The organism is Bacillus sp. 9.4, assembly GCF_055486415.1.
The window spans coordinates 98,408-123,910 of record NZ_JBVFMU010000001.1; the positions used below are offsets into that span (position 1 = coordinate 98,408).

25 protein-coding genes are annotated in these 25,503 nt (G+C 43.2%); 8 read left to right on the forward strand and 17 right to left on the reverse strand.

The genetic code is table 11. From position 1 onward, the window contains the following. Positions 1 to 145: 145 nt before the first annotated feature. Entirely contained in the window at positions 146 to 1,111 is a 966-nt protein-coding gene (locus tag ACZ07B_RS00555; RefSeq protein ID WP_024572776.1) for a bile acid:sodium symporter family protein, read from the forward strand. Between the two features lie 49 nt (positions 1,112 to 1,160). Here ACZ07B_RS00555 and odhB read toward each other — a convergent pair whose 3' ends face one another. The 8 genes from odhB to cdaS form a co-directional block, all read right to left on the reverse strand. After that, positions 1,161 to 2,414: a 2-oxoglutarate dehydrogenase complex dihydrolipoyllysine-residue succinyltransferase gene (gene odhB / locus ACZ07B_RS00560; protein ID WP_137200818.1), complete on the reverse strand. Its 1,254-nt coding sequence runs from the start codon at positions 2,412 to 2,414 to the stop codon at positions 1,161 to 1,163. Between the two features lie 15 nt (positions 2,415 to 2,429). Continuing rightward, on the reverse strand, positions 2,430 to 5,264 hold the full coding sequence (gene sucA, locus ACZ07B_RS00565; RefSeq protein ID WP_024572778.1) for a 2-oxoglutarate dehydrogenase E1 component: 2,835 nt from the start codon (positions 5,262 to 5,264) through the stop codon (positions 2,430 to 2,432). A gap of 228 nt (positions 5,265 to 5,492) precedes the next feature. Further along, positions 5,493 to 7,409 carry a vWA domain-containing protein gene (locus tag ACZ07B_RS00570; RefSeq protein WP_464876750.1) on the reverse strand — a complete coding sequence of 639 codons (1,917 nt, stop codon included), beginning with the start codon at positions 7,407 to 7,409 and terminating at the stop codon, positions 5,493 to 5,495. A gap of 10 nt (positions 7,410 to 7,419) precedes the next feature. After that, positions 7,420 to 8,334 (reverse strand): AAA family ATPase, encoded by a 915-nt coding sequence (locus tag ACZ07B_RS00575; protein ID WP_010886530.1) that lies wholly within the window; start codon positions 8,332 to 8,334, stop codon positions 7,420 to 7,422. 62 nt (positions 8,335 to 8,396) lie between these two features. Beyond that, positions 8,397 to 8,987 carry a superoxide dismutase family protein gene (locus ACZ07B_RS00580; protein ID WP_015251895.1) on the reverse strand — a complete coding sequence of 197 codons (591 nt, stop codon included), beginning with the start codon at positions 8,985 to 8,987 and terminating at the stop codon, positions 8,397 to 8,399. 92 nt (positions 8,988 to 9,079) lie between these two features. Continuing rightward, positions 9,080 to 10,324 carry a D-gamma-glutamyl-meso-diaminopimelic acid endopeptidase CwlS gene (gene cwlS / locus ACZ07B_RS00585; protein WP_464876751.1) on the reverse strand — a complete coding sequence of 415 codons (1,245 nt, stop codon included), beginning with the start codon at positions 10,322 to 10,324 and terminating at the stop codon, positions 9,080 to 9,082. Between the two features lie 379 nt (positions 10,325 to 10,703). Further along, entirely contained in the window at positions 10,704 to 11,921 is a 1,218-nt protein-coding gene (locus ACZ07B_RS00590) for a macrolide family glycosyltransferase (protein ID WP_086343945.1), read from the reverse strand. 235 nt (positions 11,922 to 12,156) lie between these two features. After that, entirely contained in the window at positions 12,157 to 12,780 is a 624-nt protein-coding gene (cdaS, locus tag ACZ07B_RS00595; protein WP_010886531.1) for a cyclic di-AMP synthase CdaS, read from the reverse strand. Positions 12,781 to 13,045: 265 nt separating this feature from the next. Between cdaS and ACZ07B_RS00600 the strand changes: the two genes are divergently transcribed. Further along, entirely contained in the window at positions 13,046 to 14,404 is a 1,359-nt protein-coding gene (locus ACZ07B_RS00600) for an MATE family efflux transporter (protein WP_003231218.1), read from the forward strand. Positions 14,405 to 14,419: 15 nt separating this feature from the next. Beyond that, positions 14,420 to 15,268 (forward strand): RsbT co-antagonist RsbRC, encoded by an 849-nt coding sequence (rsbRC, locus tag ACZ07B_RS00605; protein ID WP_014480032.1) that lies wholly within the window; start codon positions 14,420 to 14,422, stop codon positions 15,266 to 15,268. Between the two features lie 25 nt (positions 15,269 to 15,293). On the opposite strand, the gene bshB2 is transcribed toward rsbRC, so the two are convergent. From bshB2 to rarD, 4 genes are all read right to left on the reverse strand, one after another. After that, positions 15,294 to 15,959, reverse strand: coding sequence for a bacillithiol biosynthesis deacetylase BshB2 (gene bshB2, locus ACZ07B_RS00610; protein ID WP_003231215.1), 666 nt, complete (start codon positions 15,957 to 15,959; stop codon positions 15,294 to 15,296). Positions 15,960 to 15,977: 18 nt separating this feature from the next. Continuing rightward, the gene (locus tag ACZ07B_RS00615) at positions 15,978 to 16,328 is read right to left on the reverse strand and encodes a YojF family protein (protein ID WP_003231213.1); all 351 of its coding nucleotides are present in this window, start codon (positions 16,326 to 16,328) and stop codon (positions 15,978 to 15,980) included. Beyond that, positions 16,325 to 16,603, reverse strand: a complete 279-nt coding sequence (locus tag ACZ07B_RS00620; protein ID WP_003231211.1) for a hypothetical protein — start codon at positions 16,601 to 16,603, stop codon at positions 16,325 to 16,327. The genes ACZ07B_RS00615 and ACZ07B_RS00620 overlap by 4 nt, the downstream gene beginning before the upstream one ends. Before the next feature lie 75 nt (positions 16,604 to 16,678). Then, a complete protein-coding gene (gene rarD, locus ACZ07B_RS00625; RefSeq protein WP_042976059.1) occupies positions 16,679 to 17,575 on the reverse strand; it encodes an EamA family transporter RarD in 897 nt (298 codons plus the stop codon). A 98-nt stretch (positions 17,576 to 17,673) separates the two neighbouring features. On the opposite strand from rarD, the gene ACZ07B_RS00630 reads away from it, so the two are divergent. Next, a complete protein-coding gene (locus ACZ07B_RS00630; protein WP_217003129.1) occupies positions 17,674 to 18,147 on the forward strand; it encodes an Hsp20/alpha crystallin family protein in 474 nt (157 codons plus the stop codon). A gap of 34 nt (positions 18,148 to 18,181) precedes the next feature. On the opposite strand, the gene ACZ07B_RS00635 is transcribed toward ACZ07B_RS00630, so the two are convergent. Then, entirely contained in the window at positions 18,182 to 18,418 is a 237-nt protein-coding gene (locus ACZ07B_RS00635) for a hypothetical protein (protein WP_004399366.1), read from the reverse strand. An 84-nt stretch (positions 18,419 to 18,502) separates the two neighbouring features. Further along, complete coding sequence (locus tag ACZ07B_RS00640; protein ID WP_134157061.1) at positions 18,503 to 19,837, reverse strand: gluconate:H+ symporter; 1,335 nt, start codon at positions 19,835 to 19,837, stop codon at positions 18,503 to 18,505. A gap of 364 nt (positions 19,838 to 20,201) precedes the next feature. On the opposite strand from ACZ07B_RS00640, the gene ACZ07B_RS00645 reads away from it, so the two are divergent. Continuing rightward, positions 20,202 to 20,591, forward strand: a complete 390-nt coding sequence (locus ACZ07B_RS00645; protein ID WP_014477090.1) for a tautomerase family protein — start codon at positions 20,202 to 20,204, stop codon at positions 20,589 to 20,591. A 386-nt stretch (positions 20,592 to 20,977) separates the two neighbouring features. Here ACZ07B_RS00645 and yodB read toward each other — a convergent pair whose 3' ends face one another. After that, complete coding sequence (yodB, locus tag ACZ07B_RS00650) at positions 20,978 to 21,316, reverse strand: transcriptional regulator YodB (protein ID WP_464876752.1); 339 nt, start codon at positions 21,314 to 21,316, stop codon at positions 20,978 to 20,980. 129 nt (positions 21,317 to 21,445) lie between these two features. Between yodB and ACZ07B_RS00655 the strand changes: the two genes are divergently transcribed. Further along, positions 21,446 to 22,054 (forward strand): nitroreductase family protein, encoded by a 609-nt coding sequence (locus ACZ07B_RS00655; protein WP_084991922.1) that lies wholly within the window; start codon positions 21,446 to 21,448, stop codon positions 22,052 to 22,054. Between the two features lie 42 nt (positions 22,055 to 22,096). Here ACZ07B_RS00655 and ACZ07B_RS00660 read toward each other — a convergent pair whose 3' ends face one another. After that, entirely contained in the window at positions 22,097 to 22,699 is a 603-nt protein-coding gene (locus ACZ07B_RS00660) for an alpha/beta hydrolase (protein WP_464876753.1), read from the reverse strand. Positions 22,700 to 22,714: 15 nt separating this feature from the next. After that, complete coding sequence (locus ACZ07B_RS00665; protein ID WP_029318029.1) at positions 22,715 to 23,626, reverse strand: ring-cleaving dioxygenase; 912 nt, start codon at positions 23,624 to 23,626, stop codon at positions 22,715 to 22,717. A 183-nt stretch (positions 23,627 to 23,809) separates the two neighbouring features. On the opposite strand from ACZ07B_RS00665, the gene ACZ07B_RS00670 reads away from it, so the two are divergent. Both ACZ07B_RS00670 and ACZ07B_RS00675 read left to right on the forward strand, forming a co-directional pair. Beyond that, complete coding sequence (locus tag ACZ07B_RS00670; RefSeq protein ID WP_464876754.1) at positions 23,810 to 24,010, forward strand: DUF3311 domain-containing protein; 201 nt, start codon at positions 23,810 to 23,812, stop codon at positions 24,008 to 24,010. Beyond that, the gene (locus ACZ07B_RS00675; protein WP_015714110.1) at positions 24,010 to 25,500 is read left to right on the forward strand and encodes a sodium:solute symporter family protein; all 1,491 of its coding nucleotides are present in this window, start codon (positions 24,010 to 24,012) and stop codon (positions 25,498 to 25,500) included. Before ACZ07B_RS00670 ends, ACZ07B_RS00675 begins: the two co-directional genes overlap by 1 nt. The last annotated feature ends 3 nt before the right edge of the window (positions 25,501 to 25,503 follow it).

The window sequence follows — 25,503 nt, forward strand, 5'->3', positions numbered from 1 at the left end:
TTTGATTAGTTTACATCATATATCTATAGACATCTGCCAAAAACTAATATTGAATTATTCAGAAAATTATTTATAATAAGAGAATGTTATGAAATTTGTAAGAATTTCTGCTGAAGTTCTTGATAAGTGTATTAGGAGTGTTTTTATGGACATCATTAGAAAAATAAGTCATTTTGCAGGACAAACCTTTGGCATATGGGTCATTGTTTTTGCAGTGCTGGGATTTTCTTTCCCATCTTTATTTACGTGGATCAGTTCTTATATTACGATTTTTCTTGGCATTATCATGTTTGGGATGGGCCTTACACTGCAAGCCGATGATTTCAAAGAGCTGGTCAGAAAGCCTTGGCAAGTTATTATTGGAGTAATAGCTCAGTATACGATCATGCCGCTCGTTGCTTTCGGCCTCGCATTTGGGCTTCATCTTCCAGCTGAAATCGCAGTTGGTGTTATTCTTGTCGGCTGCTGTCCCGGGGGAACTGCATCTAATGTTATGACATTCTTAGCAAAAGGAAATACTGCCCTTTCTGTTGCGGTTACAACCATTTCTACCTTATTGGCACCTGTTGTAACACCGTTGTTGATTATGCTGTTTGCCAAAGAATGGCTTCCTGTCTCACCGGGGTCTTTGTTTATCTCAATTTTACAGGCGGTTTTATTTCCGATCATTGCAGGTCTGATTGTCAAAATGTTTTTCAGAAAACAAGTGGCAAAAGCCGTACATGCCCTTCCGCTTGTTTCTGTCATTGGCATCGTTGCGATTGTCTCAGCTGTCGTCAGTGGCAATCGGGAAAATCTGCTTCAATCGGGGTTGCTCATTTTTTCAGTTGTTATCCTGCATAACGGTATCGGTTATTTACTTGGGTTTTTTTGTGCAAAGCTTTTAAAAATGGATTACCCGTCTCAAAAAGCGATTGCAATCGAAGTCGGCATGCAAAACTCCGGGCTTGGGGCTGCACTTGCCACGGCTCATTTCTCACCGCTATCGGCCGTACCAAGCGCAATATTCAGTGTGTGGCATAACCTTTCAGGTTCTATGCTTGCAACATATTGGTCAAAAAAAGTGAAAAAGAAACAAGCTGGATCCAAAAGCAGCAATCTATCACTTTAAATATGCATCAAAAAAGGTACATCACTTTATCGTGATGTACCCTTTTTTATTATCCTTCTAATAAAAGCTGTTCAGGATCTTCCAGTAAATTTTTGATTGTCACGAGGAAGCCAACCGCTTCTTTACCGTCTACAATCCGGTGATCATAAGATAAAGCGAGATACATCATCGGACGATTTTCGAAACGCTCTTCATCAATTGCTACTGGGCGCAGCTGAATCTTATGCATGCCCAGTATACCGACTTGAGGGCTGTTTAAGATCGGAGTTGACATCAGTGAACCGAAAGTCCCTCCGTTGGTAATCGTGAAGGAACCTCCCTGAAGCTCGCTAAGGGTTAATTTATTGTTTCTTGCTTTTTTCGCAAGCTCGCCGATCTCTTTTTCGATTCCTGCAAATGTCAGGCGGTCCGCATCCCGCACAACCGGAACGACAAGGCCTTCATCAGCCGCAACAGCGATTCCGATATCGTAGAATTTTTTAACGATCAACTCATCGCCTTGAATTTCTGCATTCAACAGCGGATATTTTTTCAATGCAGCCACGACCGCTTTCGTGAAGAAAGACATAAAGCCGAGCTTCACTTCATTTTGCTCAAAGAATTGATCTTTGCGGCGTTTTCTGAGATTCATAACAGCCGTCATGTCCACTTCATTAAATGTAGTCAGCATCGCCGATGTTTGCTGCACCTCTACAAGGCGTTTTGCAATCGTTTGTCTGCGGCGTGACATTTTTTGCACTTCGACAGGTTTATCAAAGCTTTGCTGTGCTTTTTGAGCCTGAGGCTGCTGCTTTTGCTGAGGAGCCGGTTTTGATGCCGGTTTTTCGTACGCTTCGACATCCTGCTTGCGCACTCTTCCAAGCGGATCTCCAGTTGGAACTTGAGACAGGTCAATTCCTTTTTCTCTCGCCAGCTTACGGGCCGACGGAGAAGCGATCGTTCTTGATTTTGCTTCAGATTGTGCTTCCTCGCTCACCTCTTGTGCAGCTGGTTCAGCCTGTTTCTCTTCTTTCACGCTTTCCTTGCTTTCTGCTTTCTCTGTAGGAGCAGGGGCAGAACTTTCACCCGCGCCTTCTGAAATCGTACCGATAATTTCTCCGACCTGGACGGTATCACCCGAATCTTTCAATACCTCTTGAAGTACACCCGATTCTTCTGCTGTCAATTCAACATTCACTTTATCCGTTTCTAGTTCAAGCAGATATTCACCCTGTTCTACATAGTCACCAGGCTGCTTTAACCATTGGGCTATTGTTCCTTCTGAGATTGATTCTGCTAATTCAGGTACCTTAATTTCCGCCATTTTTTCATTTCCCCCTTAGTTTTTGCGAGTCAAGCTATCAGATACAATACGTTCCTGTTCTTTTTTATGAACTGTCGGATCTCCCTCTGCAGGGCTGGATCGTCTTCTTCGTCCAATATATTGAACGCTTACTCCCTCTGGTGCAATCTCTGTCAAATACGGGCTGATATAACCCCAAGCCCCCATGTTCTGCGGCTCTTCCTGCACCCAAACGATTTCTTTCAGGTTCGGAAGTTTTGCAAATAACTCTTTGACTCCTTTTGCCGGGAATGGATACAACTGTTCAATTCTCGCAATGTGAAGCCACTCTTTACCGTCTTCTAACTTATTAAAATGATCACTGATGTCTATAGACACTTTACCGCTGGATAATACAAGTCTGGTTACTTTTTCATAGTCATGAGAAAGTCCCGACTGTTCATAAACAGGCTGGAAGCGGCTTTCGCTGAGCTCCTGCACTTCTGACACCGTATTTGGGTTGCGAAGAAGGCTCTTCGGCGTCATAATGACGAGCGGTCTGATTTCTTCACGAAGCAGCATTTTAGCCTGTCTTCTTAAAATATGGAAATACTGTGCCGCGCTTGTCAGGTTGGCAACCGTCCAGTTGTTTTCTGCTGCAAGCTGCAAGAATCGCTCGATTCTTCCGCTTGAGTGCTCAGGCCCCTGTCCCTCGTAACCGTGCGGAAGCAGCATGACTAATCCGGATTTTTGGCCCCATTTCGCGCGTCCGGCAGAAATAAATTGGTCAAAATACACTTGAGCAGCGTTGGCAAAATCTCCGTACTGTGCTTCCCACAAAACAAGCGTTTCCGGTGAATGCACGTTATAGCCGTATTCAAAACCGAGAACCGATCCTTCAGACAGCGGGCTGTTATGAACAGCAAATGATGTGCTGCAGTCAGATAAGTGATGAAGCGGCACAAATTCTTCGCCCGTCTCACTGTCATGAAGCACAAGGTTTCTTTGGGCGAACGTTCCGCGCTCGGAATCCTGTCCTGTTAAACGAATCGGTGTTCCGTCTTTCAAAATTGAAGCAAACGCGAGTGATTCTGCCAAAGACCATTCCACTTTTCTGTCATCATCGAACGCCTTGGCGCGTCTTTCTAAAATGCGCTTTAGCTTGCCGAAAACATTAAATGACTCCGGCCAGTTGATCAATTCGCCATTCAGCTTGCGGAGCACATCAAAATCAATCGAAGTGTCCACATCTGGGAAACCGTTTGATACAGGCTCTGGAAGTTCAATTTCACAGGCAGTGTGTTCCTTTTTAGACGGAACTTTCTGATATGCATCCTCAATGCGCTTCGTTACCGATTTTTCGATGTTTTGAACAACTTCCTCGGTAAGCACGCCTTCTTTTACCAGCTTTTCAGCGAAAATTTGTTTGACGGTCGGATGCTTTCTGACAGCATCATACAACATTGGCTGAGTGGTTGACGGTTCATCCATTTCGTTGTGTCCATAGCGTCTGTACCCGATCAAATCAATCAGAAAATCCTTGTTGAATGTTTTTCGGTATTCGACCGCAAACTTAACAGCTGAAAGACAAGCTTCAGGATCGTCCGCATTCACGTGAACAATCGGAATTTCATAACCCTTGGCCAGGTCGCTGGCATATTTTGTCGATCTGGATTCAGCGCTTTCTGTTGTAAATCCGATCATGTTATTGGCGATAATATGAATCGCACCGCCTACTTGATACCCTTTTAAAGAACTTAAATTCAATGTTTCAGCTACAATTCCTTCCCCAGGGAATGCAGCGTCTCCATGGATTAAAATAGCCAGCGATTTTGTTTCATCTTGTACCGGGTATCCGCTTTGTGTTCGCGTTTCCTGTGCCGCTCTTGTGCTGCCTTCAACAATCGGATTGATAAATTCCAAGTGGCTCGGGTTGTTCGCTAACGTAATGCGCGCTGATTTTGTTTCAGCGTCTTGAAGCTCCCGATTCGCCCCCAAATGGTATTTGACATCCCCTGTCCATCCGTAGCTGATTCCAATTGATCCCTCAGACGGGACAAGATCTTTATTCGGCGCATGCTGGAATTCAGAGAAGATGATTTCATACGGTTTGCCGAGCACATGTGCCAAGACATTCAGGCGTCCCCTGTGCGCCATCCCGATGTTGACACTTGTCGTGCCTGATTTGACAGATTGTGCAATAATGTCATCAAGCACTGGAACAAGAGCGTCCAGACCCTCAATGGAAAAGCGCTTCTGCCCGACGAATGTGCGATGCAAAAACTGCTCGAAGCCCTCTACTTCAGTCAGTCTTTCCAGCACAGCCGACAGCTTTTCAGCTGAGTTCTTCTGGAACAGCTCGCCAGATTCAATCTTTCTTGTCAGCCACTCGCGCTCTTTGAAGTCATGCACATGGTCAAATTCAAAAGAGATGGTTCTTTTATACGTATTTCGTAAATACTGAATGGCTTCTAAACCGTTCGTAATGTTTTTAGGAGCGTCTTTGCAGATGACAGACGCAGGTATTGCTTTTATTTCCTCTTCTGTTAGCCCGTAATCGGATAATGGAAAAAGTTCGCTCTTTTTCCCATCCTTTCTGAGCGGATTGACGGAAGCGTTCAAATGGCCATAGGTTCGGATATCTTCTGCAAGTCTGACTGCGGATGCGATCTTTTGAATCAGATCGGCTGTAACACGTCCCTTTTCTTTTGTTCCCGAGGCCTCTTTTATATCGCTTGGCGGAGCACCGAGCTCGTCGAACATTTCCTTCAAATCCGGGTCAATGCTGTCCGGATCCTGGGTATATTGATCGTAAAGCTCCAGCGCATAGCCGAGGTTCGGACCGTAAAAATCTTCCCAATTCATTCGTTGTTTCATACTATTTTGAAACATTTGAATATTACCCCCAACTTAGATAATCAAGTGATTGATTCACTATCTTGAAATAACTTTCGAACGCTGTGTCCAAAATTATGTAATAAAAACGCTTCCAACGATATTTTACCACTGTTTGCAATTTGATTCTACCTTGATTGTTCACAAAATAGTAAAAAACCTTTATAAAAAACAAAAAATTTAATCATTCGAAAAAACAAACGCCAAAAAGCATAGGATTAAGGGCTACCCTATGCTTTTATGAAGCAGTTTTTTCAGCAGCGGATACAGAACATCCGGTAACTGATCAACATCCGGGACAAATATACTGAATTTTCCGTACATATCCTGGATCGTCTTCATTTGCGATTCTTCTATTTCTGAGTTGGAGAGAAAAACATTTATCACTTCTATTCCTCTTTTTCGGGCTTCGATAACCGCCTCACTTGTATCGACGATCCCATTTTGTTCGTAGCCAAATGCGGCCGGCTCTCCATCTGAGAAAACAATTAAGAACTTTTGCGCCTCGCTGCGATGCAGCATTTTTTTCGTCATCTGCCTAATTGCGTACCCGTCACGGTTATCTTCTTCTGGCTCAAGCTGCATAATGGCCGGTCCAGACTCTTGTCTTAATGATGATTGGAAGGGAATAACCGTATTGAAATAGTTTGGCTGGCTTGTTTCGGTTGCATCATTTGTGTCCTCCCAGAACCCGACAATCTGATGCGGAACCGCTACCGATTTCAACGCTTCGTGAAACAGCACGATTCCACGTTTTGTTTCGTCCATTTTGTCGAACATGCTGGCTGAACAATCGACCAGCAATGTAAAAACTGCGTCGATTTCTGAAGATGGTTCTTGCTTTTTGTAGAACAGGCGCGGATTTCGCTCAGTGAAGTAGCGAAGAAGCTTATTGTTCAGTCTCCCGGCATGAAGGTCTGTTCTCGGCAATGTTTTTTTATGCTCCAGCGTTTTTTGAATCATTTGTTTCAAACGCTTTTGATACGATTCAATCGTTTTTGCCTGCTGTTTATAAGAAAGCTCTTCTTCACTGGTTGCCGGCTGCGGTTCTTTATAAATTGGAAATGCATATTTATTTTCTTTACCGTCAGCCATACCCGCTCCGTTCGGCTGGTCTTTTTGGGACTCCAGCGCTTCCAGCTTGGAATAGTCTTTCCGTTTCGTTTGTCTGGCTGATCCTTGAACAGAGCCAAGGGCCTGATCTCCATCGTCGCCTTCCCTTGAAGCATCTTTTCCTAAATCTGATTTTGCGCCGTGTTCAATATCAAATTGAAGGAAGCTTTTGGACGGTGCTTCTGTTTCCCGGTGCCATGTCGGCATTTCTTCTTCATGGATATCCTCATCACCGTCTGATTGTTTTGGAAGCGTGATGTCATCACTCAGCTTCGGCGCTTTTTTCTCTTCTTCAAATAACGGCTGTTCTGCAGCTTTTGCGTAGTCAAGCTCAGGCAAAAAGAAGTAGGTGTTCAACATGTCTTTATCGAGCACCTCTTCAAGCCCATCCATGAGGTCCTCAACAATTTTCAGAACCTGCCGTGTCGAATCTGCTTCATACACACGCAAGAGCTGCTGCTCAATAAACGGGCGCATCAGATCGATATCTTCACGCATGGACGGAAGGGTCTCAAGCGGCGATTCCGCTGTGAGCTTGACATAGATCGCGCAAAAGAGCGCATCGGTAAAAATGCTTCGTTCCAAATTTAAGGTCAGCTGGGTTGAGAAATGTTTTCTGTACATGTCTTTTCGCTTCGCAAATACATGTTTCGTACCCGGACGCTCATGTTTGATGCGTTCTTCGATTCTAATGTCTTCAAGCAGCATAAAGAGCTGCTTGGCAAAACTTTTAAACGTAAGATGGCGATGGATATCATTCAAAAAGTTCGCAAACTCATGCAGCGAGCTATATCTTGTTCCGACTGAACGCAGGTAGACGTCGCTTTTCAGACCCGCTTCCATGTCCTCAGCTGCCCTGTCTTTCCAAAAGTGGCTCATATAGATTTTCTTTTCAAATGGATTGTAATAGGACTGAACGCCATACTCCACTTCTACCACTTCACTCTTGGTGAGTGTTTTGGCCAAATCAGTCAGCATCATAAATAAAAATGAATCAATTGTGCTGTCGTTAAATTTGATAAATTTCATCGCAGCCCCCTCATTCAAACAGAGTTTCTGCAATATTTCGGACGGCCGCTTTTTCCCGATCATCATCAAGCTTTTCTACAATTCCCCGCTCAATGGCACGACGCGGCGGAATATAAGCAGCTAAATCACATGTATCGATTAAAGCTCTGATGGATGCCGCTTCTTCAGACACCTGTCCGTTATTGGCCTGAACGATCAAGTCAGAGGAAAGCGTGATAAATCTGTCAATCAATTTCTCGTCTTTCAAGGCTGACTGAGACATGAGCACTTGTTTCAGCAGCTCGCCTTTAATATAAGGCACATCAATGATGACAAAACGGTTTTTCAACGCTTCATTCAGAGGAACAGTTCCGACATAGCCTTCATTGATGGCTGCAATGACCCCGAAACCGCTTTTAGCCCGTATGACCTCGCCTGTAAACGGATTTGTCATCATTTTTCTGTAATCTAATACACCGTTCAAAATAGGCAGTGTTTCCGGCTTCGCCATATTGATTTCATCTATATAAAGAAAATGGCCTTCCTTCATTGCCTTTGTAACAGGTCCTGAAACAAACTCGATTGTTGCCTGGCCAGATTGATTTTCAATCGTTTTATAACCGACCAATGCCTCAGCGTCCAAGTCGACTGAACAGTTGACGCTGTGCATCGGTTTATGAAAATAGCTGGACAATGTTTCTGCCAACTTTGTTTTTCCTGAACCTGTAGGCCCTTTCAGCAGGACATTTTTCCCCATGGCTAATGCAATAATGGCGTCAAATAAAATGGCTTCATCCTCCGCCTCATAGCCTGATGTTCCTATAAGCGATTGAAACTCTGGGGAAATAGGCTGCTCTTTATATGATAAAAGCTTTTGTTGTATATCTTCCGGCAATGTTAAGTGCTGTAGTTGTGTTGTCATAGACAGATTCCCTTTCCTATTCATATTCCTTAATGAGTATACTAAAAAAGCCCCTGTATGCTCAATACAAAAGGGCTTGGATGATATTACTGCTTCTCGTTATTTCCCAAAAGGGCTCCGCAGACAATACGCGCACCGGAATTGCCGCTTGGGTTTGTCAGATAATCGTCCGCTTGTTCATGAATAATAAATGCACTTCCGTCCTCGTCGAGAATATTTAGTTTACTTCCTTTTTTCAGTGAAGTGTCAGGCGCATTCATTATGACATCTACCTTTCCATCAGCACCGACTTCAAGGTTCGGCAGATCTCCGGCATGATGCCCCATCGGATTATTGAAGCCGTGTTCTTTGTTCAGTGGATTAAAGGGACCGCCCGCTGATTCAAAATCCGGCCTGACACAAGAACCTTTCTCATAAATATGAAAACCGAGAGATGCACCTGGACGCAGGCTGTTTGCGGAAATATGAATATCGAGGCCTTCATCATCTGATTCTTTGATCTCTATAAAGCCGACTGCTTTCCCTTCACGATTGACCAACTGGACATGATGACCAAACGCTGACGTTTCAACCACTTTTTTTTCCGGCACCCGGTTAGGAGGGTCTGGAGGTTTTTTTTGTCCGCATCCGGCAACTCCCAGTGCCGTCAGCATCATCAACAGCAAGAGACGGTACATACTGTCTCCCCCTTGTTTTTTCTAACAGTGTGGTCAATCATTGTCTGGTATAAACAAAAAAGCCTATAAAAGGCTTTTTGTCATACTCATTTTTAAAAATAACTTCTTGCGCCCAAGTACCGCTGTTTCCAATACGAATTGCTGAGATTGGAAATGTCGACGCCCGATGAGCTTGCATGAATAAAATCACCGCCGCCTAGATAAATCCCCATGTGAGACGGGCCGGATTTATATGTGGTAAAGAAGACAAAGTCTCCTACTGACGGCTGGCTGACTTTCTGCATGACATTCCAATACCCTGCCGTACTCAATCTTGATATAGATGATACATTATTAATGAGGTAATAAATGAAGCCGCTGCAATCAAAACCGGCAGGCGTGTTTCCGCCCCATCGGTAAGGCACTCCGACATATTTTTTCGCTTCCGTTATCATTCTGTCAATCTTCGAACCTATTTGAATGTTTGACCCTGAGTTATCTTTTGGCTTTGTTGGCTTTGTCGGATTTGAAGGATTAGATTTTGATGCTCCCGAAATAGTCAGAACCTGCCCGATTTGCAACACATCCGATGATAAATTGTTTTTATCACGGATGCTTTGGACAGTGACTCCAAGCCGATTTGCAATTTTCCACAGCGAATCGCCTGCTTTTACCTTGTACGTCGTTGTTTTTGAGGGATTGGAGTTTGACGGCTTTTTGGAACCGCTGTTTCCGTTCTTAGGTGAACTGCTTCCTTTTATTTTGAGCACCTGTTTAGGATAAAGTGTATCTGATGTTAAGCCATTTAAGGTTTTTAATTCGGCTACAGTCATATTTAAGCTGTTTGCGATTTTCCACAGTGAGTCACCATGCTTGACCGTATATGTACTTTTTGAAGAACCTGAAGAATTGGAACCGCTGTTTTTCTTTGATCCATTTGATCCGCTTGAACTGCTTGTCCCTTTGATCTTAAGCCTTTGCCCCGGACGAATCAGGTCACTGCTCAGGCTGTTTAAGCTTTTAAGCTCAGAAACACTCATTTTATGATTTTTAGCAATCATCCATAGGGAATCACCATATGCAACTGTGTATGTTGATGTTTTGCTTGAATTAGATGGGGATGTCGTGCTTTTTTTGCTGCTTTCAGGAACCTTAAGGCTTTGTCCGACATAAAGCACCGTTGATTTCAATTTGTTTTCGGATTTCAGAGCTGATATTGTCGTATCATACTGGCGGGAAAGTTTCCAAAGAGAGTCACCGCTTTTTACTTTTATCGTTTTTGCTTCCGCGGGTGCTGCGGCCATCGACGACCCAACAACTGCAGAAACAGCCAAGCTGGCTACAATCTTCTTTTTCATTCATTCAACCTCCTAAACTGTTTTTTTGCAAAAACAGCTAGTATTTTGTTTCCAAAAATGGCACACAACTGTTTTATCGTCAATTTTTCAGCAAGTTAAACCCTTTTCAAACATTTGGCAGCATTTTCAGCATCATTCGACCTTTTAACCTTTAAATAAACACCTCACATTTTACATAAGCACGATATGTTTTTCGAAAGTCTAAGGAACTATTTAAGCGAGGGTAAAAATGATGGTTTTCTATTGATGAACGAAGCAGTTTCTCCTCCTTTCTTGTCTATTTTTCTAATCAATTCTCTATCGGCGTGTCAAATCCCTTCCTCTGCATTCTTATGAAATGGCAAAAAGCCTGTTCTTTCGATAAGAACAGGCTTTTACACTATGCATTTGCTGATTGAGTTTTTTGTTTTACAGCTTCAAGAATGCTGTCGGCTGCTTTTTTAGAGCCGCCTGCCGCTTTCAGTGATTGTCCAATTTCTTTTGCCTTTTCAGCATACGAACGATTATTCATTACTTCTTGTATCGTCTCTTTCAGTAGGCTTTCAGACAATTCTTCCTTTTTAATTACTTTTCCTGCGCCGACTTTTTCTACCTGATCTGCGACAACAAATTGGTCGCCTCCCATCGGAATGACAACGAGCGGGGTTTCAAAATACAAACCTTCACTTGTGCTGTTCATCCCGCCGTGGGTCACAAATAAGCTGGCTCTTTTCAAGATCTCAAGCTGAGGGACATACGGGCGTACAATGAAATTCTCCGGAATGTCGTTTAACTCACTTGTTTTAATATGCTTGCCGATGGAAAGCACAACTTTACCGTCAAAGTCCTTACACACTTCAAGGCATTGATTAAAAAACTGCTTTTGATTGTTAAAAATGGTTCCCATTGAAATAAACAGCACGTTTTCATTGTCAATCTGATCAAATGGGAAATCATTGTTTCCGGCTCTTTCTGTAATGGAAGGACCGACAAATACATATCGCTCGCCAAATTGCTCATCCAGTGGCTGAAATCCCCTTGATGTAAAGATGATTGTCAAGTCACCATCAGCTAAAAAAACATCAAATGGCTTCTTGATCTCTGCTTGAAAATCAGCATTTAAAGTTTCTGCAAGCTGCTGGTATGATTCATAATGAGGCGAATCTTCAAGTGATCCTTTCATGTACGCTCCCATCATTTCCTTAGCAAATTCCTCATTCATCGCAAAGGTTGTACACAATGAAAATCTTGGCAGCTTCAGCATGTTGGCAATGACTTTACCCGCGAGAAGATGGTGATCATATATGACATAATCATACGATTCATGTTTGACTTCCTCATAAATATGAGTCGCGATATCCTTACAGGCTTTCAAAAAAGCGCAGAGCATTTCTGTGAAATCTCTTTCTTCATCGCCGGTTGCGTTTTTCCCGAAGTAATCTCCTCTGAAATCATGATACTCACGAAACTCTATATCAAGAGCTGTGATTTTTTCTTTATATTCCTTCACTGCGTAGTACGTAATGTTTTCTCCCCGGGATTTCAGCTCCTTCATCACACCGATAGAGGGATTAATATGCCCTTCACCGGGGAAACCGATCATTAATACATTAGCCATGCGGCAGCACCCTTCCTTTGAGAATTTATGTAATATTTTATACGGTACTATAAATGCATAAACAGGTAAAGTATTTCACTTAATTAATATTAATCATATATAACTTTTCTACCAGTTTATATTCCCTGCCTTCAAGACAAAAAGCATTCAGCTTGAAGCGAATGCTTTAATAAAGATGCGAATTCAGTCATTTTGTCTCATGATAGGATTCTTAATCAGGCCCTTTTTATTATTTTTACGTTCTTGGTGAAATTAACGGATATAATACACCGTCTTTGGCAAACGACATCTTCCCTGTTTCCTCTGAAACCACGAGCACCAGTGCATCCGTATAGCCCGACATACCGAGAGCCGCCCGGTGCCGGGTTCCCAAATGGATATCCACTTCCTTCGTCGTCAGCGGGAGCACATTGGCTGCTGACACGAGTTTGTTTTCCCTCACTAATAAAGCGCCGTCATGAAGAGGGTTTCCGGGAAAAAAGATGCTTTCAATTAATGAAGAGCTGATCTCGGCGTGTAGGGAGGTGCCTTTTTGAATAAAACGTTCAACCGGGTCTGCTCTTTCAATCACAATTAAAGCTCCATGCTTATGTTCCGATAAGGCTTTAATCGCCTTGGCCAGCTCAATAAATGCCGGCGTAAATTCCTCAATGTATGATTGCAAATAAAAGGAGGATGCAATCCCCTGCATGTCCTGAAAAACGTGCCCCAAATCATCTAATTCACAAAGGAGACACTGGTCTTTTTCGTGAAGCGTTTTCAAGATTAGAGATGCATCACCTAATATTTGCTCTAAGTACACCTGTATTTTCCCCTTGAACGCATTTTCTGATATCTGCTCATAGCGCATAGCCTTCATCTCCTGTTCAAATTTCCAACTTTTCACGAATGCTTATCTTATTGATGCACATTCTATTGGTAAAGGAGGGATGTAAAGAATGGAAATCGAAAGAATCATTCAGTATATTTGCACCTTTTTAGGCGTGATTTCGCTTTCTTTTATTTATGCCCAAATGTTTAGAAAAACGAAACCGACAAAAAAAGAATAGGCCCGGCGTTCATTGCTTTTTATACATAAAATGTTATAATTTCTCTCGTTATGAAAAAGAAACGGAGATCAATGTATGAAAGAAACTCAAAACGCCCGGGAAAAAATCAAACAGCTCTTGCACATTTTAATACCGATATTCATTACCCAAGCGGGGCTTTCTCTGATCACTTTTCTAGATACTGTGATGTCAGGGAAAGTCAGCCCCGCTGATTTAGCTGGTGTCGCCATTGGCTCAAGCCTTTGGACCCCTGTTTACACAGGACTTGCAGGTATATTAATGGCGGTCACCCCGATTGTCGCTCAGTTATTAGGTGCAGAGAAAAAACAGAAGATTCCCTTTACTGTTTTACAAGCTGTATACGTAGCCGCGCTTCTTAGCATCGCCGTTTTAGTGATTGGATATGCTGCAGTTGACCTTATTCTTGGCCGATTGAACCTTGATATTCACGTGCATCAGATTGCTAAACACTTTTTAGGCTTTTTATCACTGGGAATTTTCCCTTTATTTGTTTACACCGTGTTGAGATCATTCATCGACTCATTAGGAAAAACGAGAGTCACCATGATGATTACACTCAGTTCTCTTCCAATCAATTTTGTATTGAATTATGTATTTATCTTCGGGAAGTTCGGAATGCCGGCACTTGGAGGTGTAGGCGCGGGACTGGCATCCGCGTTAACTTACTGGTGTATCTGCATCATCAGTTTTTTCATTATTCATAAAAACGCACCGTTTTCTGAATACGGGATTTTTCTTACCATGTATAAGTTCTCTTGGAAAGCATGCAAAAATTTGCTCAAAATCGGGCTGCCTATTGGGTTCGCCGTGTTTTTTGAAACGAGCATTTTCGCAGCTGTCACGCTTCTAATGAGCCATTTTCATACAGTGACCATCGCGTCCCACCAGGCAGCCATGAATTTTGCGTCTCTTTTATATATGCTGCCGCTTAGCGTGTCCATGGCTCTAACAATTGTTGTCGGATTTGAAGCGGGTGCAGCCCGTTTTAAGGATGCACGCTCATATAGCTTAATCGGCATCATGATGGCGATCGGCTTTTCTTTGTTCACTGCCGCCTGTATCCTTTTATTCAGAGAGCAAATTGCGGGCATGTACACTTCTGACCCCGATGTGCTCCGGCTGACACAGCACTTTTTAATTTATGCGCTATTTTTTCAGCTTTCCGATGCTGTTGCCGCACCGATCCAGGGAGCACTCAGAGGGTACAAAGATGTGAACTATACGCTTGCGGCCGCTTTTGTCTCTTACTGGGTCATTGGCCTTCCGGTCGGTTATATGGTCGGTACGTTTACAAGCCTCGGTGCATTCGGCTATTGGATTGGATTAATAGCGGGACTCGCCGCCGGAGCAGTTGGGCTGTTTTTCAGGCTGGCAAAACTGCAAAAACGTTATTCGCAAAAACAACACATTTAAAAGAGGTGATCAATCATGGCAAAAAACAAAAAATTATTCGAGTATCTTTCCCAGCATGCGGAAACCATCAGTTCAACATGGTATGAAACAATCGAGGAGACTGATCCCAATTCCATTTATGCCTCAACAGACCCTGTTGTCATTCACAATTTAAAGAGCCAGAATCTTGCCTTTAACTATAAAATAAACCGTATTTTTATAGATGATGAGGACGTATACTTGCCTATACTGAAAGAATGGGCCTTTGAAGTCACACAGGATCAAGAGCATTTAAAAACTCCTATCCACTATATTATTCGGGAGTTTGTCAGAGTGAGAGATTTATATGTTTCCTATGTGAAAGAATTTGTCCATCTCAATCAGGATACTGTGAAAAGCGAAGAAGCCGAAGACCTGTATCACGCCCTTATAAAAGCGTTTGATCTTGTGATTCATATTTTTATAGAAGAAATGTACAAAAACACAAGCCTTCAGCTTCAGGCCCAAAAAGATATGATTACTGAATTGAGCGCTCCGGTCATCGTGCTGTTTCACAGCGTCGGACTGCTACCTTTAATCGGAGATATTGATACAGTCCGCGCCAAGCTGATTATGGAAAACACACTGCATCAATGTGCGAAAAAAAAGGTGACACAACTGTATATTGATTTGTCAGGAGTAGCTGTGATTGATACGATGGTTGCCCATCAGCTGTTCAGTCTGATTGAGGCGCTTCGTTTAATCGGTGTTTCTTCAACTTTGTCTGGAATCCGTCCGGAAATCGCGCAAACAGCGGTTCAGCTAGGTTTGTCTTTCGAAGGTATTTCCTTGAGATCCACTCTCGCTTCAGCAATTGCATCGGACTTAAAATTAAAAAAGGTATAAGGCTTAAGGCCTTATACCTTTTTGATTAATCATTCCATTGATACGTCCAATATATTTCTTCTTCAAACCATGTTGCCATAACAGGTTCATTATTTTTCAATTTCTCTTCAAGCTCTCTGAGCATGCCTTCTGTTTGTGTGCGGTGAGCTCTTAACGCATTCATTTTAATATCAGCTACTTCTTTGATATCAAGCACGACATCAGCTTCGCCGAGAACCTCTTCTCTGTTGCGGGTAATGGCCATGCAGATTGTACGCGGACGGTCTTCTTTCTTTTTGCGATATAATGCACGGATAACCGCTTCCCCGCATGCATCATGGTCAGGGTGCACACCGTGTCCGGGATAAAATGTGACAATTAAACTTGGTTTTACATCATCTATGATCTCTTCCATGATATCAGCTAAATACTCATCGTCTTCAAATTCGAGCGTTTTGTCACGGAGTCCAAGCATACGAAGGTCATTGATATCCATTTCTTTGCAAGCATTGATGAGCTCTTGTTTTCTTAGCAGCGGCAACGTTTCCCGATTCGCGAAAAATGGATCGCCCATATTTCTGCCCATTTCACCTAAAGTGGCGCAGGCATACGTAACGGGAATGTCTTTTTTTCTGTTTAAGGCAATGAGGCCTGCCACTCCATATGATTCATCATCAGGGTGAGGCAGGATTACTAGTACATGTTCTTTCATTAATATTCACCCTTTTCTTTAAACTGTGAACGGTTTTTCGCTGATTTGCAGAGAAATAGCCAGTTTACCGCCCGGCAGGTGTCCCGCCATTAATAAACGGTTTTCTTCATCTACCGTGTATTCAGTCAAGCCTTCAGCATAAATCCAGCCTTCTTCTGTTTTCAAGCCAACGCGGTAAGGCCCGTTGCCTTTGATTTTTGCCTGATGATAAGTAACTTTTGCATTGCGAATATACGCAACAACCGTCATGTTCTTTTCATTTAAGTGCGCTGAATAAGAACCTGTGGTGGTTTCTAAATGGATATATACAGGGCGGTCCGCATATCGTTCTAAAGATGCTTGCACATCTTCTTTTATGATCGCTTTCATGATTGCTCCCCTCTTTCTTCTTTTAAATACTCTGCACGTTCTGTATGTAATTTGACCAGCTGATATTTCACAGCCGGTTCGAGCTGTGAATTCACAATGCGCTGAATCGCGGCAAAATATTTTTCCAGCATCGGTTTTCGGAGTCTTGGATGTGTTCGTTTATCCAAGAGCTCAAGATCAATCGCCTCTGCTACCGCTTCTGCGTCATCATGTGCGAGAGATCGGTTATTCCAAAGTGAAGCATAGGCTTTCACTATCTCTTTATCATTGTCCATCGTCTTGCTCCTTTATGTCTTACATACATGAAATGATTATACATAATATATGCATCAGCTGAAAAGCCAAAGGCCTCAATGGCTTTTTGACGCCCGTTTCCACTTCACTTGTGAAAACGTAAACAAGAGCAGCGCAGCCCATATACAGCTGAATGTAAAAGCCTTCGAGCTTGAAAATGGCTCATGGTAAACAAACAGCCCGATCAGCAGGGTAATGGTCGGCGCAATATATTGTAAGATACCGACTTGATACAGCGGCAGCCGTTTCGCTCCTTCCGCAAACAATAAGAGCGGCAAAGCCGTAAACACACCGGCCAAAAAGAGAAGCAGCCACGTCCCTCCGCTTTCTGCACCCGCTGGCTGAACATGTCCGCTGAACAGCAAATACCCCAATGCAATGGGCATAATCATGAATGTTTCCAGCGTTAAACCGATGGCGCTCGGCAGGCTTGTTCTTTTTTTGCTTAACCCGTACAGCCCAAAGCTGAATGCGAGCAGAAGCGCAACATAAGGAATGGAGCCGTATTGGAACGCCGAGATGATGACACCGGCTGCCGCAATCGAAACGGCCACTAATTGCAGGCGATTCAGTTTTTCCTTTAAAAATAAAATCCCAAGGAGCACTGATACAAGCGGATTAATGTAATAGCCAAGACTAGCCTCAAGCAAAAAGCCATGGTTGACAGCCCATATGTATACAAACCAGTTGATCGAAATCAGGATAGAAGCAAGAAATAAAGAGAGGATCCCTCCGTTCTTTTTCAGAGAGCGCAGCTCCTGCCATCCTATTTTCCATTTCCGCAAGAAAAAAAGTACGATACACATAAAAACAAAAGACCATATAATACGATGAGCCAAAATATCAAGAGCCGGCAGCTGTTCGAGAAGCTTCCAATAGAGCGGAAACAGGCCCCACATGATAAAGGAAACGGCTGTGTAAATAACGCCTTTTTTTGTTTCTGAATATTGCATTTATATCCCTGCCTTTCTTTAGAGCATCTTATATTATATCACGTGAAAGATCTGGCGGGCATATACTATTTTGTCCGTGAAGAAAGGATGTGAAGACAATGTTTGAGTGGAACAAGTACTTTCCTTTCCACAATCAATTTTCTAAAGAAGCATTAAAAAAAGCTGATCCGAAAGAAGTTGAAACGTATGTCAATCGTGTGATGGAAAGTGTGTTCGGCAGTGATTATGCGGCTCAATTTCCTTTCCGCGATCCTCTCCCCCAAAAAGAACATCCCGCCAAACCTGATGCAAAACCTGATATCAAACCTGATATTGATATATTCGAAACAGCAGACCATGTGTTTGTAAAGGTGCCAATCAGCGAAGAATGGCTGGAACAAGTGAGAATCAAACACACATCTCACGAATTATGGTTGGAAAACTTCCCAAGAGCAGATCATCCGAAAAAAGTAAACCTTCCTTGTTTAGTCAAACGCAAAGGAACAAAAGCCGTCTATAAGGATGGCCTTCTGGAAGTCATGTTTCAAAAGCAGCAAGACTACAATATGTCCGAGGTAGAAATCATCCGATAAAAAACGGCCTGCAATCGATGCAGGCCGTTTTTTATTAATAGAAGCCGGGATATCCCCCGTATGGCACGCCGGCACCAAAACCGTACGGTCCGCCTCCATATCCATAAGGGCCAGGAGGATAGGCATAGGGACGAGAATAGTTAAACAGCGCACTCCCGAGAAAACCGCCTAATAAACCGCCGACTAGAGGAGCGCCAAACAAAAAAGGACTACGCGCCGGATATCCGGCTGGACCTGGGATTCCGCGTAAATACGAATGATGAGGGTACATGATTTTTTCCTCCTTTATGTCTGCCTATACGTAAAGTATTCAGCAAGGAAGAAAAACGATTGGGCTACGGACTGTCTATGATTGTTACATCACAAGCCCTGCCAATAACACACAGCCGAGTCCTGTAACCGAAAGAACTGTTGTAAGCAGCGTCCAAGTTTGAAATGTTTCTTTCATGCTCAAGCCGAAAAATTCCTTTACCATCCAAAATCCTGCATCATTTACATGACACGCAATGACACTGCCGGCTCCTGTTGCAAGCACCATTAACGCGGGGTTTACACTGCCAGCCTCCATAAGCGGAGCTGCCATTCCCGCTGTGGTAAGCGCAGCCACGGTAGCAGAGCCTAGACACAGACGCAGAACCGCGGCGATGGTCCATGCAACGAATAGCGGCGACATGTTTGTTTGACGGAAAAAATCAGCGACATAATCGCCGACCCCGCCGTCAATCAGCACCTGTTTAAACGCTCCTCCCCCTCCTATGATGAGCAGCATCATCGCAATTTGGGAAATTGATTCTGAAATAGATCTGCTGATTTCCTGCATAGATATTTTACGGGCATATCCCATCGTATAGAGTGCAAGCAACAGCGAAATGAGCATTGCCGTTCCCGGAGTGCCGATAAATTCTATAATGTCTTTTCCTTTTGAATGTTCACTCAATAATAAAGAAAAAACTGTTGCCATTGCCATAAAGATAACCGGGAATAAAGACGTGACAGCACTGATCGCAAAGCCCGGTGTTTCATCCAGCTGAAATTCTTTCCTCGGTCCTAACCCCGATAAGTTTCCATGCTTTTGATACGCACCAGGAAACCGTTTCATCGCAAATTTATTAAATAAAGGCCCGGCAATCATAGTTGTCGGAACAGCGATGATGATTCCCAAAAGCAGCACCTGGCCAATATGGGCACCGTATGCAACTGAGATAGCAGTTGGAGCAGGATGCGGGGGCAAAAATCCGTGAGTAACATTTAAGGCGGCGGCCATCGGGATTCCCAGATACAGAAAAGGCATTTTTAATTCTTTAGCAATCGCGTATACAATCGGTATCAACAGAACAAGACCGACTTCAAAAAACAGCGCAATACCGATGATAAAAGAGGCAACCACAACCGCCGCCTGTATTCGTTCCTTCCCGAATTTGTCAATCAGCGTAATGGCAATCCGGTAGCCGCCCCCAGCATCTGAGACAAGCCTCCCGAGCATCGCGCCAAGTCCAAACACTAAAGCTAAATGCCCCAGCTGCCCGCCAATTCCAACCTCAATTGAAAGAACAATTTTATTGATATCCATTCCAAGTCCGATGGCTACTAAAAATGAAACGACAATCAGTGAGACAAAGGTATTTAATTTTACTTTAATAATGAGAAATAACAGAATCAGCACTCCGACAGCTACAATTAAAATCGGCATGGTACCCCTCCAAAAGTGTTTTATATGATTCTCGCGACAATGTTTTGGCGCTTTTCATGCCTAGATGAACAGAAAGCGCTTTCATTAATAACTAAAAACGTCTTGGTTATATGATTGTTATCTTTTGATCAACTAATATGTTCATACTAATCTCCTAATCAATGACTGTCAATCGTTTTTATGAGCTTGTCTCGATTACCTACCGCCTAACCCAATGATTTATTAGTTATATGTTGATTAACTTTTGGTTATATGTTATGTTTTTTAAAGTTGACTGCCAATCATTATATCTCTCCATTGTCTGGAAGCAAATGAGACAATATGAGAACAGACGGATAACAACTTCACAAGAGGAGGAGTACACATGCCATTATTGCGTTTTGATGTAATTGAAGGCCGTGACGAAAAATCGCTGCAATTGTTATTAGATACTGCTCACCAAGCGATGGTTGAAGCGTTTGGCGTTCCGGAAAGAGACCGTTATCAAATTGTCCATCAGCATCCCGCAAACGAGCTTATAATCCAAGATACGGGATTAGGGTTTCAGAGAACCAAGGATCTGGTCATCATTAGCATGACAAGCAAAGCAAGAACCGAAAGCCAAAAGGAAAAATTGTATGCTCTGCTTGCTGAAAGGCTAGAAGAAAAATGCGGAATTTCCCCTGAAGACCTCATGGTATCTATTACTGAGAATGGTGACGCAGACTGGAGTTTCGGTCTCGGTGAGGCGCAATTTTTGAATGGAAAACTATAAGATTTCGTCTCCCCATAAAAAAAAAGAGAGAGCTCCAAAGAAGCTCTCTCTTTTTTTCATAAATGCGGAAGTCATCAGTATAGAAGCATCCAGCAATACGAAAAACCTGGATCTCCTTATTAGATCCGGTTTAAACGCCAATTGGATGCTGACTGGGTTTTGGCCGAAAATATAAAATTTTGCTGATTTGCATAATAAGATAACTCATAATCCCCATTTACAACAGGTTGGATGCTATAACTTATTGATCATTTCCATGAACATGACACTTTTGCCAATCCGGAAATGTCAGTCTGACAAATATAAAAAGTCATGTAAACGGGGTGCGAACCGTACTTACATGACTCACCATGGAAACAAAGGCTCTTTTTCAGACGCCGCTTTCCTTATTTCTCTTCTTCACACACTGTGTCACCAGGCTCGCAAAATTGATCGGCCCATGCCTGCATCTCTTGAAATACAGCTTGAAGCGCTGTTCCTTTTTCAGTCAGCGTGTAGATGACTTTGACCGGCGTTTCAGGAAGAACCTGCCGCTGGACGATCTCGTTTTGTTCAAGCTCCTTAAGGCGTTCCGCAAGCATTTTTTGGCTGATCATCGGTATTGTTTCCGTTATCTCTTTAAACCGTTTCGGCCCATCCATTAGCACATGGATGATCAGACCGTTCCATCGTTTTCCCAGCAATGAAAAAGCGGATTCCATTTTAGGGCACATTGTATTTCCCACAAGTCTTCATCCCTTCATCTATTGATTGACATGTAGTCAATGATCCATTACAATAATCTTTCAAGTTACATTTAGTAAGCTTCTAACTTTTCTATTATCATACCACGTTTATCCGAAGGAGGAAACACTATGACGAATACTCTGGATGTTTTAAAAGCACGTGCATCTGTAAAGGAATATGATACAAATGCCCCGATCTCTAAGGAAGAGCTGACTGAGCTATTGGACCTTGCCGCTAAAGCGCCTTCAGCTTGGAACCTTCAGCACTGGCATTTCACAGTATTCCACAGCGATGAATCAAAAGCGGCGCTTCTTCCTGTAGCGTATAATCAAAAACAAATCGTTGAGTCTTCTGCTGTTGTCGCTATTTTAGGCGATTTAAAGGCAAATGAAAACGGTGAAGAAGTTTACGCTGAATTGGCAAGCCAAGGCTATATTACAGATGAAATCAAACAAACATTGCTCAGCCAAATTAACGGCGCCTACCAAAGCGAGCAATTCGCACGTGATTCTGCTTTCTTAAATGCTTCTTTAGCTGCTATGCAGCTTATGATTGCCGCAAAAGCAAAGGGTTATGACACTTGCGCAATAGGCGGATTTAACAAAGAGCAGTTCCAAAAGCAATTTGATATCAGTGAGCGCTATGTTCCGGTTATGCTTATTTCAATCGGAAAAGCATTGAAACCTGCCCATCAAAGCAACCGCTTATCACTTTCAAAAGTGTCAACTTGGCTGTAAGGATATGAAAAACCTTAGTCCGAAATACGGACTAAGGTTTTTTTATACAATCGCATATTTGTACCATTCACGAGCCTGTTCAGCTTCATGCTGCGTCAGCTGATGGCCCCCATCCTGCCAGAATACGGAGGCTGATGCCCCGCTGTCACGTAAATAGCTGTGAAGCTCTTCTGATTCTTCCTTCGTGCAGAGAGGATCGTATTTCCCGGCACCGATAAAAACTGGGAGTCCCGTCATATCAGGCAGCGTGATACCACGAACCGGAACCATCGGATGATGCAGAATAGCCCCTTTTAAGACATCTTTATAATGGAAAAGCAGGCTTGCTGCAATATTTGCGCCGTTTGAATAACCGACTGCAATCACTCGGCCGCGGTCAAATTGATGCATTTCTGCAGCCTCGTCGATAAAATCTTTCAATTCTCTTGTCCGCTCCACGAGGTCCTTTTCATCAAAGACACCTTCACTCAGGCGTTTGAAAAATCGCGGCATTCCATTTTCAAGCACCGATCCTCTGACACCAAGCAAATGGGCATGAGGGTCTATAAACCGTCCCAATGAAAGCAGATCGTGTTCATTACCGCCTGTTCCATGCAGCAGCAGCAGTACGTTGTCAGATGTGCCTTTTTCGTAAATATGCTTCATCGTAAATTCCCCCTTTTAAAGTTCAGGTAAAATGTCTGTAATTTGGTGTCTATGTTTCTCCAGCCATTCAGGCAGTTTTAAGGAAGTCCCTAGCTCAGAAAACGTTTCATCTGTCATAAAGCCCGGTTCATCTGTGGCAATTTCAAATAAGATACCGCCTTTCTCCCTGAAATAAACTGATGTAAAGTATTCCCTGTCGAGAATTTCTGACGAAGGCAGATGGTTTTCAGCAATAATCGGCAGCCATTTCGCCTGTTCGTTTTTCTTTGTCCGAAACGCTACATGGTGTACCGTACCATATCCTCCGACTCCTCTTTTTTCAGGGTGTAAATGGACATCAATGACACCGCCGACGGCCGCTGAGGTTGCCAGTCTGACAATCTGGTCTTCTTCGGCCACTTTGGTGTATCCAAAGCTTTCCGTTAACAATTGTATGGTCGCCTGCGGGTCGTAGGAATATAGCAGCACACCTTTCATTCCCGTAATTGCTTCATTTGTTGTGATCCCGTCAGGCGTCCACTCGCTTTTGCCGCTTTTCGCATCCTCCATGATCGCCAGCGGAAGGTCTTCTGTATCATCAAAAATAAGACCTTTTTCACCAAACAACGTTTTTTCCTCTAGGCTCAGCCCGCTTTTCTCAAGACGCTCCTTCCAAAAAGACAGGGAGCCTGAGGGAACTGAAAAGTACACCCGGCCCGCTTGGCCTTTTCCTACCGTTCCCTGTCCGCTTCCTTGGAACGGAAAAAAGGTCATTATTGTACCGGGATCTCCGTTTTGATTCCCAAAGTAAAAATGATACGTTCCGGGATCATCAAAGTTTACTGTTTTTTTAACGAGCCTGAGCCCAAGCACTTCTGTATAAAATCGCAAGTTTTCTTGCGGATCTCTGGCGAATGCTGTGACATGGTGCAATCCTTCTGTTTTCATTTTCTCACTCCTATTTATCTCGATTTCAAGATATTTATTATTTTAAACCTTTATTGAAAAGGATGCAAACCATGTGTTTTGATTAAATAATTGAAAAAATCATTTTTTTCTAATAATTATCTTGTGATCTTTTCTTACAACTGCTATTATAGTGAGCATTATCATGTTTCAGGAGGAAAGTAAATGGTTAAAAAAGCACTTATTGTTATTTTCATTCTTTTGCCATTCGTTCAGCTCGCGCTTTTGCCGCTTGTGAATCGAATAGAACCGATTATGTTCGGCCTGCCGTTTTTCCACTTTTGGCTGCTGCTGTGGATTATTGTTACGCCGTTATGCTCGTTTGGCATTTATCAGATGCAAAAAAAAGATGGAGGACTTGAATAATGCAAGGGAATCTGACTGCACTTCTCATTACTGCTATTATTGTTTTAACCGTTGTCTGTATCGGCTTTCTCGCCGGAAGAGACAAATCCTCACGCACTTCTGTGGAAGAATGGTCTGTCGGCGGCAGACGCTTCGGCGGTCTTCTCGTCTGGTTTTTAGTAGGCGCTGACCTTTATACGGCCTATACTTTCTTAGGGTTGACCAGTACTGCTTTTACAGGCGGAAGTGTTGCATTTTTCGCCATTCCTTATTCTGTGTTGGCCTACTTTATCGCCTACTTCTTCTTGCCAAAACTTTGGAAAGTTGCGAAAATTCATAAATTAACAACACTCGCGGATTATGCCCGGGAACGTTTTAACAGTAAGCTTTTGGCAAGCCTCGTTGCCATCGTTGGGGTACTCATGCTTATTCCGTACATATGCCTTCAGCTGAGCGGCATTCAAGACACGCTTCAGGTTGCCGGCACCGGATATATTAACGTAAAATTCGTTGTGATCATTTCATTTATTCTTGTTGCTCTTTACACATTCTTCAGCGGGATTAAAGGGCCCACATATACAGCCATCATTAAGGACATTTTAGTATGGGTCATTATGCTGTTTATGGTGGTGTCCCTCCCTCTCATTCATTTTAACGGCTGGACGCCAATGATTGACACGTTAGTGAAGGAAGCGCCGCAAATGCTGACGATACCTGCAGAAGGGCCAAAAGGCATTCCTTGGTTTATCACAGCATCTATTGTTTCCGCTTTGGCACTTTTTATGTGGGCACATGCCGCTACAGGTGTTTTCACGGCGAAAAGCGCTGATGCAGTAAGAAAAAACAGCATGTTTTTGCCGCTTTATAATATCGTGTTAATATTGGTTATTTTTCTTGGCTTTATCGCCTTTCTTGTCCTGCCGGAAGATACAAATCCAAGGCTGGCGCTGCTGCATTTGATTCAAACATCTTACGGCGGCGTGGCACAAGGCTTTGCATATGCCACTATCGCTCTTGCTTCATTAATACCTTGTTCCATTATGGCAATCGGCGCATCGAATTTATTCGCCAACAACCTATACCGGGATTTGATTCATCCGAATGTGTCGCAAAGCAAGCTGACCCTCGTCACACGTTCAATGGTCTTTGTTGTCATCGGTCTTGCGCTGCTGTTTGGAATGCTGTTCCCGACTGCCTTAGTGACACTTCAGCTATTAGGTGTATCCGGTATGGTGCAAATCTTCCCTGCGATTGCTGTCAGCCTGTTCTGGAAAAACCAAACGAAAGAAGCAACGGTTATCGGATTATTAGCCGGCCTAGCGGTAACGTTTATTGTGTATATCACTCAATCCGCACATGGCATTTATGAAGGATTCTGGGGATTGGCCGCCAACATGATCGCTGTGGTTATCCTGAATCCGCTGTTCGTTAAAAACGCGGGATCCAATCCTGTCATTGAAGGTTTATTTGGCAAAAAACAAGACGCTAATCCAAATCAAAAGGGCGCATAAAAA